The 14830-nt window shown below is 67.9% G+C and carries 13 protein-coding genes; 6 read left to right on the forward strand and 7 right to left on the reverse strand.

Translation table 11 applies throughout. The features are described from left to right. The first annotated feature begins 67 nt into the window (after positions 1–67). Complete coding sequence (uxaC, locus tag MWU52_RS04370; RefSeq protein WP_246949840.1) at positions 68–1444, forward strand: glucuronate isomerase; 1377 nt, start codon at positions 68–70, stop codon at positions 1442–1444. A gap of 207 nt (positions 1445–1651) precedes the next feature. Here uxaC and MWU52_RS04375 read toward each other — a convergent pair whose 3' ends face one another. After that, on the reverse strand, positions 1652–2719 hold the full coding sequence (locus MWU52_RS04375; protein ID WP_246949842.1) for a Gfo/Idh/MocA family oxidoreductase: 1068 nt from the start codon (positions 2717–2719) through the stop codon (positions 1652–1654). Beyond that, complete coding sequence (locus tag MWU52_RS04380; protein WP_246949843.1) at positions 2716–3735, reverse strand: Gfo/Idh/MocA family oxidoreductase; 1020 nt, start codon at positions 3733–3735, stop codon at positions 2716–2718. Before MWU52_RS04380 ends, MWU52_RS04375 begins: the two co-directional genes overlap by 4 nt. Positions 3736–3886: 151 nt before the next feature. On the opposite strand from MWU52_RS04380, the gene MWU52_RS04385 reads away from it, so the two are divergent. The 3 genes from MWU52_RS04385 to MWU52_RS04395 are packed head-to-tail and all read left to right on the forward strand — an operon-like array spanning position 3887 to position 6371. Continuing rightward, entirely contained in the window at positions 3887–4612 is a 726-nt protein-coding gene (locus MWU52_RS04385; protein WP_246949844.1) for a GntR family transcriptional regulator, read from the forward strand. After that, a complete protein-coding gene (locus MWU52_RS04390) occupies positions 4609–5586 on the forward strand; it encodes a sugar phosphate isomerase/epimerase family protein (RefSeq protein ID WP_246949846.1) in 978 nt (325 codons plus the stop codon). Before MWU52_RS04385 ends, MWU52_RS04390 begins: the two co-directional genes overlap by 4 nt. Continuing rightward, complete coding sequence (locus MWU52_RS04395) at positions 5583–6371, forward strand: PfkB family carbohydrate kinase (RefSeq protein WP_246949848.1); 789 nt, start codon at positions 5583–5585, stop codon at positions 6369–6371. The genes MWU52_RS04390 and MWU52_RS04395 overlap by 4 nt, the downstream gene beginning before the upstream one ends. A gap of 54 nt (positions 6372–6425) precedes the next feature. Here the strand turns inward: MWU52_RS04395 and MWU52_RS04400 are convergent, their stop codons facing one another. Both MWU52_RS04400 and MWU52_RS04405 read right to left on the reverse strand, forming a co-directional pair. Next, complete coding sequence (locus MWU52_RS04400) at positions 6426–7247, reverse strand: amidohydrolase family protein (protein WP_246949850.1); 822 nt, start codon at positions 7245–7247, stop codon at positions 6426–6428. Continuing rightward, positions 7244–8266: an aldo/keto reductase gene (locus MWU52_RS04405; protein ID WP_246949852.1), complete on the reverse strand. Its 1023-nt coding sequence runs from the start codon at positions 8264–8266 to the stop codon at positions 7244–7246. Before MWU52_RS04405 ends, MWU52_RS04400 begins: the two co-directional genes overlap by 4 nt. 83 nt (positions 8267–8349) lie before the next feature. Between MWU52_RS04405 and MWU52_RS04410 the strand changes: the two genes are divergently transcribed. Beyond that, positions 8350–9825 (forward strand): FGGY-family carbohydrate kinase, encoded by a 1476-nt coding sequence (locus tag MWU52_RS04410; protein WP_246949855.1) that lies wholly within the window; start codon positions 8350–8352, stop codon positions 9823–9825. A 4-nt stretch (positions 9826–9829) separates the two neighbouring features. Here the strand turns inward: MWU52_RS04410 and MWU52_RS04415 are convergent, their stop codons facing one another. The 3 genes from MWU52_RS04415 to MWU52_RS04425 form a co-directional block, all read right to left on the reverse strand. Further along, positions 9830–10753 (reverse strand): carbohydrate ABC transporter permease, encoded by a 924-nt coding sequence (locus MWU52_RS04415; protein WP_246949858.1) that lies wholly within the window; start codon positions 10751–10753, stop codon positions 9830–9832. 7 nt (positions 10754–10760) lie between these two features. Further along, positions 10761–11852 carry a sugar ABC transporter permease gene (locus tag MWU52_RS04420; protein ID WP_246949861.1) on the reverse strand — a complete coding sequence of 364 codons (1092 nt, stop codon included), beginning with the start codon at positions 11850–11852 and terminating at the stop codon, positions 10761–10763. Positions 11853–11916: 64 nt separating this feature from the next. Then, a complete protein-coding gene (locus MWU52_RS04425; protein ID WP_246949863.1) occupies positions 11917–13587 on the reverse strand; it encodes a sugar ABC transporter substrate-binding protein in 1671 nt (556 codons plus the stop codon). A 190-nt stretch (positions 13588–13777) separates the two neighbouring features. Between MWU52_RS04425 and ugpC the strand changes: the two genes are divergently transcribed. Beyond that, positions 13778–14824 carry a sn-glycerol-3-phosphate ABC transporter ATP-binding protein UgpC gene (ugpC, locus tag MWU52_RS04430; protein ID WP_246949866.1) on the forward strand — a complete coding sequence of 349 codons (1047 nt, stop codon included), beginning with the start codon at positions 13778–13780 and terminating at the stop codon, positions 14822–14824. Positions 14825–14830 lie beyond the last annotated feature (6 nt).

The following is a 14830-nucleotide window of genomic DNA, read 5'->3' on the forward strand; positions in this document are numbered from 1 at the left end:
CCCGTTCGAACATACTGCATCCGTAATATCGCCCTGAACGCGTGGGGCCAATCGCGGAAGGACCGCCGTGCCGCAGCCAATCGACCTCTCGCCCGCCGAACGCGACATCTATGAACCGCTCGCCAATCTGCCGATCGTGTCGCCGCACGGCCATACCAACCCGGCCTGGTTTGCGCGCGATGCCCCGTTCGGCGATCCGGCCAGCCTGCTGGTGACGCCGGACCACTACGTGTTCCGCATGCTCTACAGCCGGGGCGTCGATCTGGCGGAGCTCGGCATCGGCGGCGCCCCGTTCGAGCCGCGGCGTGCCTTCGCCCGCTTGGCCGAACACTGGGACGCCTTCCTCGGCACGCCCAGCCGAAGCTGGATGGAACACGCCCTGCGCCAGTGCTTTAACGTGGATCAACCGCTGACCCCGGCGACTGCAATGGATATCTACGACCAGATCGACGCGCGCCTGAAGGATCCGGCCTTCCGCCCGCGCGCGCTCCTCGACCGGTTCGGGATCGAGATTCTGGCGACGACCGACGGCGCACTCGACGACCTGCAACACCACCGCGAGTTCGCCAGCACGGGCCACGCGACCCGGCTGATCCCGACCTTCCGGCCGGACGCCGTCCTGAACCCGGCACGGCCGGGCTTTGCCGAGGGGATCGTGCGGCTCGGAGAATGCGTCGGGCAGGACATCACGGACTACGACGCCTATATGGATGCGCTGCGCGAACGGCGGCGCCAATTTATCGAAGCCGGCGCCACAGCCACCGACCATGACGTGCCGGTCCTCGCGACCCGCTGGCTTTCGTGTGCGGACGTCACGGCGCTGTTCGACGACGCGCGCCGCGGCACGATCGATGCGAACGGGGCCGCCCGTTTCTACGGCCACGTGTTGATCGAGATGGCGCAGATGTCTTTGGACGACGGGCTTGTCATGCAGATCCACGCCGGATCGCGCCGATCCACCAACCATGCACTGCGCGACCGGTTCGGTGCCGACATGGGCGCCGACATTCCGCAGCGGACGGATTGGGTCGGGGGCCTGGACGCGCTGTTGAACCGCGTCGGCAACGACGCATCCCTGACGATCATCGCCTTCACCCTGGACGAAACCGCCTATGCGCGCGAACTGGCCCCGATGGCGGGGCATTGGCCGGCACTCCGGCTCGGTCCGCCATGGTGGTTCCACGACAGCCTGAACGGCATCCTGCGCTACTTCGACCAGGTCGTCGAAACGGCCGGCTATCGCAACCTCGCAGGGTTCAACGACGACACGCGGGCTTTCCTGTCGATCCCGGCGCGTCACGACCTGTGGCGGCGCGCGGTTGCAATCCACCTGGCCCGCCAGGTCGGGCGTGGCTTGTTCGATCGCAGGGACGCCGCACGATTGGGGCAGCTTCTCGCCCGCGACCTGGCCGTCGAGGCCTATCGCCTGGGGTCGCGCGCATGATCGCCTCAAAGGCAAGCGGGCGCGGACCGGATCGGCAGGTTGCGCGCGGAGGACGGACTCCCTGACACGGCGCCTCGCCGCAAGTCGGCGCGATAACCGCGCGACGCTCATCGTCCTGCTGGATGCGGTCCACGGGCGGGAATGGCCTGAAACCATCGTCGCCGGGATCGCGGATGCCCGCCCTGACCGCGCGCCATGCCCGATGCGTTATCCCGGCCGCCACGACGCATAGAGCGGATGCGCCGGCGTGATCGGCAGTGCGTGCGGAATGCCGTCGCGATGCGAGGCATAGGCCGCCGTCACCAGCTCCATCGAGGCGCGCGCATCGGCGATGGTCACCGGCGGCGGGCGGCCCCCGGCCAGCGCCTCGGCCAGAAGTTCGAACTGACGTGTATAGCCGTCTTCCTTCGCCTCGTACGTCGCCAGCGCGGCATCCACGCGTTCCTGATGCGCCGCATCGCCGCAGACGAAGGTCCAGGGATCGCGCTGCGCATGATAGGGCGCGCGGATGCTCTCGGCGGTCAGGTCGCGAAAGGCAAAGCGCAGGCGGCTGACCTCCTCGCGCGAGCCCAGTGTCATCGACAGCGCCGCCAGCGAGCCGTTCGCCATCCGGATCGACAACGCGGCGGTATCTTCCACCTCGATCTCATTCACCAGCGTCGCGACGTGTGCGAACACCTGATCGCACGGCCCGTGGATATAGGTCAGCATGTCATGTGCATGGATCGCGTGGCCCAGCAGCCCGCCCCCCAGCTCGCCCGCCCAATGGCCACGCCAGTCGACGGCATAGTAATCGGCGTCGCGCCACCAATGGGTCTCGATCGTGGTCAGGAAAGGCTGGCCCGTCAGACCCGCTCGGACCAGCATCCGCAGCTTCTGCAACCCGCTGCCGTAGCGGTACTGGAAGATCGGCATCAGGCGCCGTCCGCTCTCGCGCTCGATCTCGGACATCCGGTCGCATTCGGCCACCGATCCGAACAGCGGCTTTTCGCAGATGACGTGCTTGCCTGCGCGCAGTGCCTTCTCGCACATCGCGAAATGGCGATCGGGGGGCGTGCAGATGTCGATGACATCGATATCCGCACGCGTCAGAAGGGCGTCGAAATCCTCCACATGCTCGGGGATCCCGTATTCCTGCATCAGGCCGCCCGCCCGGGGGTCGTCGCGCGTGCACAGGACCCGCACGTCGAAGAACCGCTCGGTCCAGCGGAACGCGGCCAGGTGCAGCGCGGCGATGCCCGCGCCGACGACCGCGACGTTCAACCTGTCGGTCATGGAATCCCTCCGGTGATGACCTGCGCGCGGGCCTGCGCCTCCAGCGCGATGCGGCAGACGTCGAAGACGTGCCGCTGGGTCATCGCCGTTTCGGTCCGATCGCGCACATCGGCCAGAAAGGCGTCGAAATACTCCAGCGGGGTGTCCGCGCAATCCACGCGGTCAACACCTTCGGCATCGACGAGGAAGAGGTGATCGCCCCCTGCCCGCCCGCCGATATCGACGTATTTGCGCATCTCGATATACCCCTCCGTCCCAAGAATCGTCAGCCGCCCGTCGCCCCAGACCGACAGACCCGCAGGTGTGTACCAGTCGACGCGGACGTATCCCGTCGCGCGATCCGACCGCAGCACGAAATCCCCGAAATCCTGGAACCCCGGATGGTCCGGCGTGGCAAAGTTGCCGACCTGGGCCGTCACGACTTCGGCATCGTCCGAACCGGTGTAGTGCAGGAACTGGTCCACCTGGTGGCTGGCGATGTCGTTGATGATGCCGCCGATGGCGTCCATGTCCCAGAACCAGTCGGGCCGGGCGTTCATCGTGGCCTTGCGGTGGGGGCCCAGTCCGACGGTCTGGACCACCCGGCCGATCCGTCCCTCGGCCACCAGATGCCCGGCCTTCACCGCCGCGCGCACGCAGTGCCGCTCCGAAAAGCAGACCGAGAAGATGCGCCCCGTCTCGGCGACTGCCGCGCGCGCCTGGTCCAGATGGACGAAGGTGGTGACGGCGGGCTTGTCCAGCATCACGTCCTTGCCCGCCCGCATGGCCCGGACCGCTAGCGCCGTCCGATCGCGCGGTACGGCGCAGATGCTGACCACCTCGATCCCCGGATCGGCCAGCAGGGTCTCCGCATCGATCTGCGGCACGTCGGGATAGGCCTGCGCCAGCGCCGCGATCAGGTCGGGCGCCGTGCTGACCGGGTCGTAGCCCGCGAAGGTGGCCCCCGCCGCGACCAGGCCCGCGATATGGTTGAAGACGTGGCCGTGGTCGATGCCGATGGCGGCGAAACGGGTCATGTGATGTCCTGCCTTCGAAATGCGATCACCGGCGCCATGCGGGCCACCGTCATCTGGAACCTTAGCCAGCGAAGCCGCATGGACGCAAAGCATGCGTCGCGGCCCGGGCCGCACGATTGCCGCGTCCGGGCCGCACGGCTAATATGCTAGCATGTCGCGCGCGCCTCCCGCCTTCGATCCGACCGCGCTGCGGCGGTTGGACCACTATGACGGAACGCTTGCGCGTCGGACCTACCTTGCCCTGCGCGAGGCGATCGTGGCTTTGCGCATCGCACCGGGCAGCGCCCTTCGGAAGGAGGAAATCTGTCGACAGCTGGGCGTGTCCCGCTCGCCCGTCAGCGAGGCCGTCACCCGCCTCGCGGCCGAGGGCCTGATCGACATCGTTCCCCAGGCCGGCAGTTTCGTCGCCCGCCTGTCCATGCGCGAGATCCGCGAGGGCGCCTTCCTGCGCGAGGCGATCGAGGTCGCAGCGATCGAACACCTCGTCCCGATCATCAAAGAGGACCAATTGCGCACGCTGCGCCGCAACCTGTCGATGCAGGCGGTGATCCTCGACGATGGCGATATCGCGGGGTTCTACGAACTCGACGGCCGGATGCACGCGCTCCTGCTGGATTTCACCGGCTTCCGGCGCATCGCCCGCATCGCCGAGAGCGCTTGGGTCCATGTCGACCGCGCGCGTCAACTGATCCTGCCGATGGGCGACCGCGTCCGTCGCACGCTGGACGAACACCGCGCCATCCTGACCGCGCTCGAAGCCCGCGATGCCCCCGCGGCGCGCGAGGCGATGCGCAGCCATCTTCGGCAATTGATGACCGTCCTGGCCCCGCTGGAGATGGAACGCCCCGATCTATTCCACCCGGAGGACTACGGATGACCCTTGCAAATCGCCCGCGATACGCGGCGCGGCTCAACGCATTCAAGCCGCTGGCCGAGGCGCGGGGCGGCGGCATCGCGGGCATGATCGCCGCGGCGGGCGAGGTCAGCGGGCTGGACGCGGCCGACCTGAACTATCCCGACCATTTCCGCGATCACGATCCCGCCCGGATGTCAGACATGCTGGGCAGGGCGGGCCTGTCGCTGAACGGGCTCGCCATGCGTTATTATACCGAGCCGGCCATGATGATCGGCGCCTTCACCAACCCCGATATCGACATCCGCCGGAAGGCCATCGACCTGACGCGCCGGGGCATGGATGCCTGCCGCGCGATGGGCGGCACGGTCATGACGCTGTGGATGGGGCAGGATGGCTTCGACTACGCGTTGCAGGCCGACTATGCCCGGATGTGGGACGACACGATTGGGGCGCTGCGCGAGGTGGCCGACCACGACCCCGGACTGGACATCGCCGTCGAATACAAACCGAACGAGCCGCGCGCCTATGCCTTGATGCCGGATGTCGGCACCACGCTGCTGGGCGTGCGCGAGGCGGACCGCCCGAACCTCGGCGTGACGCTGGACTTCGCCCATGTCCTCTATGCCGACGAGATGCCGGCCCACGCCGCGCATCTGATCGCGCGGCATTCCCGGCTTCTGGGGGTTCACCTGAACGACGGCTACGGCAAGCGCGACGATGGGTTGATGGTGGGCACCGTCCACCCGGTCGCAACGGTGGAGCTGTTCGCGGAGCTGGACCGGATCGGCTATGACGGCGCGATCTATTTCGACACCTTCCCCGATCATGGCGGCCTCGACCCGTTGGAGGAAGCGCGCACGAACCTCGCCCTGGTCGAACGCCTGCGCACGCTCGCCGGCGAGTTGGGCAGGGACCCCGTCCTTCACGCCGCGATCGACCGGCAGGACGCAGCGACGTCGCAGCGGATCGTGGCGCGCGCCCTCTACGGCCTGTGACGGTTCTCGTCTTCGGATCGCTGCATTGGGATGCGATCGTCGCCGCCCCGCGCCTGCCCGCGCCGGACGAGACGCTGATGGGCACGGATGCCACCTACCGCTTCGGCGGCAAGGGCGGCAATCAGGCGCTCGCCGCCGCGGCGGCCGGCGCACGGGTCGCTTTCGCGGGCGCCGTCGGCACCGACGAGGCTGCACCGCGCCTTCTTGCGCGACTGGACGGGGCCGGCATCGATCGCAGTCGGGTGGCCACCGTCAACGGTCCGTCAGGCATGTCGGTCGCCATCGACACCGGCGCGGATTACGGCGCGGTGGTGGTGTCCGGCGCCAACCTGCACGCGACGCCCGGCGACCAGCCCACAGACCTGCGCGTCGCGCTGATCCAGAACGAGGTGCCGGCAGCCGCGAACCTCGCACTCGCCCGCGCCTTGCCTGCGCATGCGACGCTGATCCTCAACGCGGCCCCCTTCCGCCCGCTCGACCCGGCCCTACTGGCCCGGGTCGACATCCTGGTCGTCAACCGCGTCGAGGCCGCGCAGATGGGCGCCGACGCGTTCGGCGACCATGTCACCGTTGTGACCCGCGGCGGCGACGGCGCGGACCTGCATCGCGACGGCACCACGACATACCATCCCGCCGAAAAGGTCGAAGTATTCTCGACCCACGGCGCCGGCGACGTCTTTTGCGGAGTGCTGGCCGCCGGTCTCGCCATCGAACAATCGTTGCCCGACGCCATCGCGCGGGCCCAGACCGCGGCCGCGGTTCACGTCTCGAACCGGCGACGGTGACCCTTGCCTCATCTTGCCGGAAATACCTCGGGGTCCGGGGCAGCGCCCCGGTCGTCAGATCCGGTAGAACACCGCCGCCGTTCCACCGAATATCCGGTCGCGGTCCACCTCGGACAGATGCGCCGTCAAGTCCTCCGTCGCGCGCATCCAATCCCCGTATTCCGCCCGCAGACGGCAGACCGGCCAATCCGAACCCCACATCATCCGTTCCGGCCCGAAATGCGCGATCAGGTGGTCGACATAAGGCTGCAGGGCATCCGGCGACCAGTCGGGCGCGGCCTCCGTCACAAGCCCCGAAAGCTTGACGCAGGCGTCGGTATCGCGGGCCAGGCGCGCCATTCCTTCGGCCCATTCATCAAGAGCCTGCGCCGCAACGTCGGGCTTCATGCAATGGTCGATGACGGCGCGCATCCGGTGCCGCGTCAGGATCGTGTGAAAGTTGTCGAGGTGGCGCGGGAAGCCGAGCGCGTCGAAAGCCAGGTCCAGGTCGGCGACGGCCTCGAACCCCCATTGAACGTCGTCGCGCAGCATCCAGTCGGTGTCGACGATGTCCTGGATCATCGGGCGCACCCCACGAAACTTCGGATGACCGGCGAGACGCTTCAGCGTCGCGCGGTCGGACGGATCCTCGAAATCGATCCAACCGACCACTCCGGCGATCCAGGGCGTGGCATCGGCGAGGCCCAGCATGTATTCCGTCTCGGCCACGCTGGGGGCGGCCTGTACGATCACCGTTTTTTCAATTCCGTGCTCGCGCAGTGTGTCCGCCAGATCGCCGGGCCCATAGGCGCGGTTCAGGATCGGCTCGTCCTTCGGCATCCAGCCATAATCGCCCCGCCCCGGGTGCCAGAGGTGATGATGTGCATCGACCTTCACACCGGCGCGTCCTGCCGCAGAAGCCCTTCGGCCTTCAGATCGGACCACAACGCCGCCGGGATGTCCGCATCCGCTGCGGCGATGTTGCCTTCCATCTCGGACACGCCCTGCCCGCCCGGGATCACGCTGACGGTGCAGGGATGGAGCAGCGGGAAACGGAACGCCGCGTCGACGAGCTTCACGCCATGGCTGTCGCAGACCCGCTCGATCCGGGCGACGCGGTCCAGCACGTCCTGATCCGCCACCTCGTAATTATAGTAGGCACCCGCCTTCGGACCGGTCGCGAGGATGCCCGAGTTGTAGGGCCCGCCCGTCACGATGCCGATGCCCCGCGCCTCGCAAAGCGGAAGGAACGAGGTCAGCGCCTCCTGTTCCAGGAGCGTGTAGCGGCCCGCCAAAAGGAACAGGTCGTAATCCCCGCGCTCCGCCAGTTGCTGGCAGACCTCCCATTCGTTGACCCCGGCGCCGAAGGCCTTGATGGCCCCCTCCCGCCGCATCCGCTCCAACGCGTGATAGCCGCCGGCCATCAACTGATCGACCTTGGCGTCCACATTCGCGCGCGATCCCTGGTTCGGCACGTCGATGTCATGGGCGAACAGGATGTCGATCCGGTCGACGCCCAGCCTCTCGAACGACGCCTCGAGCGAACGCATCACGCCCTCATAGCTGTAGTCGTAGACCTCGCGCCGATTGGGCACTTCGAACCATTTGCCGTGGCCGTCGCGGGTTTCTGCCGTCGCGCGCGCCAGGTAGCGCCCGACCTTCGTCGACAGGACGTATTCGTCGCGCGGCTTGTCGCGCAGGAATCGGTTCAGCCGCGTCTCCGACAGGCCCAGCCCGTAGAGCGGGGCCGTATCGTAGTAGCGCACCCCCGCCGCCCAGGCCCGATCGAGGATCGCGTCGGCCTCCGCATCGGTGATGGCCCGATAGAGGTTGCCGAGCGGCGCCGTGCCGAAGCCCAGCTCCGTGAAGGTCAGCCCGCCATTGCCAAGCCTGTCCCAATGTCGCGTCGCCAGCATCCTGCATCCCCCTGCCCTGATGGCGACATGCTAGAATGTCGCGCGTCCCGGCGCTAGCGTCGCAGTCGGGGGGATCAATCGCGATGACCTATCTGCTCGGGATCGATATCGGCACGTTCGAGGGCAAGGCCACGCTGACGCGCCCCGACGGGGAAATCGTGGCACGGGCCACCCGCCCGCACCAGATGGACGTGCCGCATCCCGGCTGGGCCGAACACGATGCCGAAGCCGTCTGGTGGGACGGTCTGACCGCGCTTTGCCGGGACGTGCTGTCTGGGGTCGATGCGGACAAGGTGGCGTGCCTTGCCGTCAGCGGGATCGGCCCTTGCGTCCTGCCGGTCGACGCGGCGGGCGATCCGCTGGCGCCGGCCATCCTCTACGGCGTCGACGCGCGCGCAACGGCCGAGATCGCGGAGATGACCGAACGGTTCGGTGCCGATGCGATGCTGGCCAACTCGGGCAACGTGCTGACGACGCAGTCGGTCGGGCCCAAGGTCCTGTGGCTGGTCCGCAACCGGTCGGAGGTCTGGGCCCGGACCGAGGCGATCGAGACCTGCACGACCTTCCTCGTTCGGCGACTGACCGGGGCGCGGGTGCTCGACCACCATTCCGCCGGCCAATGGACGCCCTTCTACGACGCACGGGCGAACGCCTGGTCGCCGGCGATGTGCGACGGCATCGTCGATCCCGCGATGCTGCCCCGTCTGGTCTGGACGACCGATATCGCCGGCACGGTCACGCCGGATGCCGCCGCGCGCACCGGCCTCGTCCCTGGCACGCCGGTCACCGCAGGCACGATCGACGCGGCGATCGAGGCGGTCAGCGTGGGCGTGCGCGATCCGGGCGACATGATGCTGATGTACGGGTCCAGCACCTTCATGATCCAGGTCACGCCCGACCGCCTGGTCGATGCGTCGCTCTGGTCGGCGCCGTGGCTGACACCCGGCAGCTGGTGCAGCATGGCCGGTCAGGGCACGGCGGGCACGCTGACCCGCTGGTTTCGCGACACCTTCGCCCGCGAAATGGGCGACGACGCCTTCGCGCGCCTGACGGCCGAGGCACGGGACGTGCCGCCGGGGGCGCGGGGCCTTCTGTGCCTGCCTTACCTTTCGGGCGAGCGCACGCCGATCCAGGACCCGAAGGCCAAAGGCGCGTTCTTCGGCCTCGACCTGCGGCACGACCGGGGCGCGATGTTCCGCGCGGTCTGCGAAGGCGTGGCCATGGGGACGGTCCATATCGTCGAGGCATTCCGCGCCGGCGGCGCCGACCCTGCCCGGGTGCTGGCCGTCGGCGGCGGCGTCCAGAACGACGTCTGGTTGCAGGCGACGTCGGATCTGGCGGGGGTGGCGCAGTCGGTCTGCCGGTCCAGCGTCGGCGCGTCGTTGGGCGATGCGTTCCTGGCCGGCTGCGCCGTGGGCCTTTGCGCGCCGGGGGACATCGCGAACTGGAATCCGGTGGACCGGGTGGTGGAGCCCGTGGCGCGCAACGTCTACGCCCGGCAATACCCCCTCTGGCGCGCCCTCTACGAGACGACGAAGGACATCGCGCACGACCTCTGACGGCTCATTTCACCGCGCCCGCCGCCATCCCCTTGATGATGTAGCGTTCCAGCAGGATCCCGATGACGATCAGCGGCAGGATGGCCGCGAAGCTGAGCGCCGCCATCGACCACCAGGAAATGCCCTGCGACCCGGTCTGCGACGCCACCATCACCGGAAGCGTGTTCGCGTGGGTCGAGGTCAGCAGCGCCGCGAAGAAATATTCGTTCCAGGTCAGAACCAGCGCCAGGATGAAGGCCGCCACCATCCCCGGCAGCGCGATCGGCAGGATGATCGTCAGGAACGCGCCCCAGATGCCCAGGCCGTCGACCATCGCCGCCTCCTCCAGCTCGGTCGGAATGGCGCCGAACTGGTCGCGCATGATCCAGATGACGATGGGCAGCACGGTGAGGGTATAGAGGAGGATCAGGCCGATCCGGCTGTCGAGCAGGGCAAGCGACTTGTAGAGGACGAGGAACGGCAGCGCGAGCACCACCGGCGGCAGGATCAACTGACTGAGGAAGAAGAACGAGATGTCGCCGTTCTTCATCGGCCCGAAGCGATAGTCGAACCGCGACAGGCCATAGGCCGCGCAGGCGCCCAGCATCGTCGCCAGGATCGAGGCCGAGACCGAGATGATGGTGGAGTTCCAGAACCGCTTGAGGAACTCGTCGCGCACGGTGCTGACCTGGCCGATCGTGTCCGGCGACAGGCCGAGCGCGCGCCAGCCCAGGCGCTTCGGCTCGAAATCGACGTAAGGAATCATGTTGCCCTGCATCACGTCGGGCGCCGCCTTGAAGCTGGTGGTGACGGTCCAGTAGATCGGAAACAGGCAGACGACGGCCCAGGCGATCAGCAGGGCGTAGATGCCCAGCTTGCCCAGCACGAAGCCGGGGCGGAAGGCGCGGTCTACGGGATGGTCGTGGAATATCTGCGTCTCGGTCGTCACGGCATCCTCAGGTCTGGGGTCGGGTCCAGCGTTCGGTGACCTTCATCAACACGGTCATCGCGATGACGATCAGGATAAGGTAGATGAAGGCCAGCATCGTGCCATAGCCCACGTTCGAGCGGTCGCGGTATTCGCGGAATATGAAGCTGGTCACCGTGTCGGTCGCGCCGCCCGGCCCGCCCGAGGTGATGTTGATGATGATGTCCGCGAGTTTCAGCTTGAAGATGATGCGGATCAGGATCGCGGTGATCGACACCGGCAGCATCAGCGGAAACGTCACTTCCCAGAAGCGCCGCCAGCCGCTCGCGCCGTCGACCTTGGCCGCCTCGATCAATTCGCGCGGCACGGCCTGGAGGCCGGCCAGCAGCATGATCATCATGAAGGGGATGAAGGTCCAGGCGTCCATGACCATGATCATCAGGCGCGCGATCTCGGGCGATCCGAAGAAGCTGGGCGTGTCCCAGCCCAGTTCGCGCGCGAGCCGGGCCATCGGGCCGAAGCGCGGCTCGAACATCGATTTGCCAACCATCCAGGACACGGCGACGGGGCTCAGCATCAGGGGCAGCAGGAACGCCACGCGAAAGAACTTCCGCGCCCGGATCTCGGCGTTGAGCAGCAAGGCCAACCCGAAGGCGATCACGTATTCCACCAGGATGGCAGCGGTATAGAGGACCATGTTCCAGAGCGCGTTCAAATAGAACGGGTCCCGCCATGCCTGCCGAAAGTTGTCGAGCCCGTTGAACTGCCGCCCGTCGGGCGAGGCCAGGTTCCAGTCGCTGAGCGCGATCCCTACGCCGAAGATCAGCGGGAACACCACCATCGCGCCCACGAACAGCGCCGCCGGCAGGACGAACAGCGCGCGCTTGCCCTGCTCGCCGCGTCGCACCACCTGCGCCCAGCAAAGCAGCGTGGCGAAGACCATGAAGGCATAGAGCGTCGGGCGCCATGTCGTCAGGCCCAGGTCCAACCGGCCGGTCTGGTCGAGATATTGCGCCCCCGCCACGACGACCAGCAGCGCCAGCCCGCCCCAGACCATCGCCCGACCCGCCCGCATCCGCGCGGGCGTGATATTGTCATCGGTGACGATGTGAAGGCTCATGCGCGGCGGTCCGGTCCTGTATCGCGCCGCCCCACGGGGGACGGCGCGGCGTCTCTGGCGCGGGTCACATGCCCAGCGACGCCTTATAGAGCGCGATTTGACTGTCGCGGCCGATCTGATCGGTGATCTCCTCCCATGCGGCGGCGATGGCGTCGGCCGTCTCCTGCGCGCTGCCGTATTGTCCGGCATAGCCCTTGGCCAACTCGTCCTCGGCCACGGAATAATACTGGAAGATGCCGGGGATCCGCGGCTCGATGGCGCCGTTGGGGTGATTGTAGCTGTCGAGGTTCGCGCCCAGGAAGTCCTCGATATATGCGCGGTCGTAGCCCGCCGCCTCCCATTCCTCGTACTGGAAATGCGAGTTGCGGTAGGGCTGGAAGCCCGACGGATAGGCCGAAGCCCAGAGCGACAGGTCCTTGCCGCCCAGATGCGCCGCCGCCGACCAGGCCGCCTTGTTCTTCTTCGCGTCCTCCTCGGTCTTGGCCATCACGTAGACGCCCCAGCCGATATAGGCGAGGTTCGGGCTCTCGTTGCGCCCCTCTTCCCACTCGCCCGATTGCGCGTTGTAGACACGCTCCGCCGCCGGGTTGGTCGAGAAGGCCGCGACGTCGCCCACGACCGACGTGTCCGACGTCCGCGCCGCCGCGCCCACGTCGCCCCACCAGGTCAGCGCGCCGCCGGTGCCGGCGAGGAATTGCTGAAACGCGGTCGTGCCGGGATCGGCGTTGATCTGGTCGGCCGGATAGGCGCCTTCGGTCGCGATCAGGTCCATGACGTCCTGGATCGCCTGCACGAAGGCCGGGTTGTTGACGCGCGGCTTCATCGTGTCGGGGTCGAACAGCCAGGCCGGGTCGTCGGGATGCTTGGCATAGGGCGTCGCGCGGTCCTCCAGGAAGTAGAACCCGAACCCGCCCCAACCCTTTAACGGGTCGAGGAAACCATGCGCGGGCAGCCCGGTCAGCGGATCGGTCTTGCCAGCCAGGAACTTGGAATGGGCGTTCACCTGCTCCCACGTCTCGGGCGGGGCCCAGGGACCTTCGTTCCCGGCTTCGGCCCAGGCTGCGGCCAACTCCTCGCTGTCGTAGTAGTCCTTGCGGTAGGCGAAGGTGTGGCAGTCGCCGTCGATCGACACGCGATAGGTCTTGCCGTCCCAGGTGCCGACGGGGGCCTTCAGGTAATCGACGTAATCGTCCATGTCGATGATGTCGGCGACCCACCCGGGCATCTCGGACGCCATGCCGCGACCCAGCACGTCGCCCTCGAACGGTGCGCCCATCTCGATGATGTCGAAATCGACGGTGCCGGTGGCGATGCTCTGCTGCAGGCGGGCGTTGTAGTCGGCCTGCGCCAGATCGATCCAGTTGATCCTGGCGCCGGTGTAATCCTCCCACGACTTCAGGAAGCCGCGGAACAGGAAGTTGTGCGTGTTCTGGTTGTTCAGCCCCATGAAGGTCAGCTCGACCCCCTCGAACTCGCCTTCCTCCACCGTCTCGCGGGTGGAGCCGAGGCACATCTCGCCCACGCGCTGCCAGTCGGCGTCGGTCGGACTGCCGGACCCCACGCCGGGGATCTGCAGGATCTCGGCGCGCAGGTTGCCATGCGCGTCGGCCATGGCGGCGCGCGGCGCAAGCCCGCCCGCGGCGGCCAGGCCCGCGGTCGCCGCGGCCCCCCGCAGAACGGTCCGGCGGCTGATCTTGCCGGTGCGCAGCATGTGGTCGAAGATGTCATGTCTCATGGGTCTCGCGTCCTCCCTGACGATGCCCCGGGCGGGGCGTGACCGGCGCCGGACCCTCCTCCCCGAAGACCTGACGCAAGGGAACAGTCGCCGCCGCCCCGCCACCTGTCAAGGGACTGGCATGTTAGCATGTCGGGGCGTGACAGCCGGGGACGGGGCCGCTAGCGTCGGGCGCAGGACGGGGGAGCACATGGCCGAAGTCACGATCCGCAACCTGCGCAAGAGCTATGGCGCGGTGGAGGTCATCCACGGTCTCGACATCGACATCGCGGACGGGGAATTCGTCGTCCTGGTCGGCCCGTCGGGCTGCGGCAAGTCCACCCTGCTGCGGATGATCGCGGGGCTGGAGGGCGTGACCGGCGGCACCATCGCGATCGGCGACAAGGTGGTGAACAACCTCGCCCCCGCACGGCGCGACATCGCGATGGTGTTCCAGAACTACGCGCTCTACCCCCACAAGACCGTCGGCGCGAACATGGCCTTCGCGCTGCGCATGTCGAAGATGCCCAAGGCCGAGATCGAGGACCGCGTGGCCCGCGCGGCCGAGGTGCTGGGCCTGACGCCCTATCTCGACCGCTATCCCCGCGCCCTTTCGGGCGGCCAGCGGCAGCGCGTGGCCATGGGCCGCGCCATCGTGCGCGACCCGCAGGTGTTCCTGTTCGACGAGCCCTTGTCGAACCTCGACGCCAAGCTGCGCGTGCAGATGCGGGCCGAAATCCGGGAGCTGCACCAGCGCCTGGCCACGACCACCGTCTATGTCACCCACGACCAGATCGAGGCGATGACGATGGCCGACAAGATCGTCGTCCTGCAGGGCGGGAACGTGGAACAGATCGGCTCACCCCTTGATCTCTATGACCGGCCGGCGAACACCTTCGTCGCGGGCTTCATCGGTTCGCCGTCGATGAACCTGCTGCCGGCCGAAGGGACGGATGGCGGCGCGACCGTCGACGGCACCGCCCTGCCCGTCCCCGGCGTCGCACCGGGGCGGCGCGTGACGCTGGGCCTGCGCCCCGAACATCTGACCCTGGCCGACACGGGCCTGCCTGCGAAGGTCTCGGTCGTGGAGCCGACGGGATCCGAGACCCACATCATCGCCCGCGCCGGCGACCGCGAGGTCACCGCCGTCACCCGCGACCGGCCCGCCGTCCGGCCGGGCGAGACGATCCACCTGATGCCCGCCCCCGGCAGCGTCCACGTCTTCGACGGCGAGACCGGCGCGCGCATCGCCAACTGAGAGGAG

Source organism: Jannaschia sp. S6380 (assembly GCF_023015695.1).
In the GTDB taxonomy this organism is placed as follows: domain Bacteria; phylum Pseudomonadota; class Alphaproteobacteria; order Rhodobacterales; family Rhodobacteraceae; genus Jannaschia.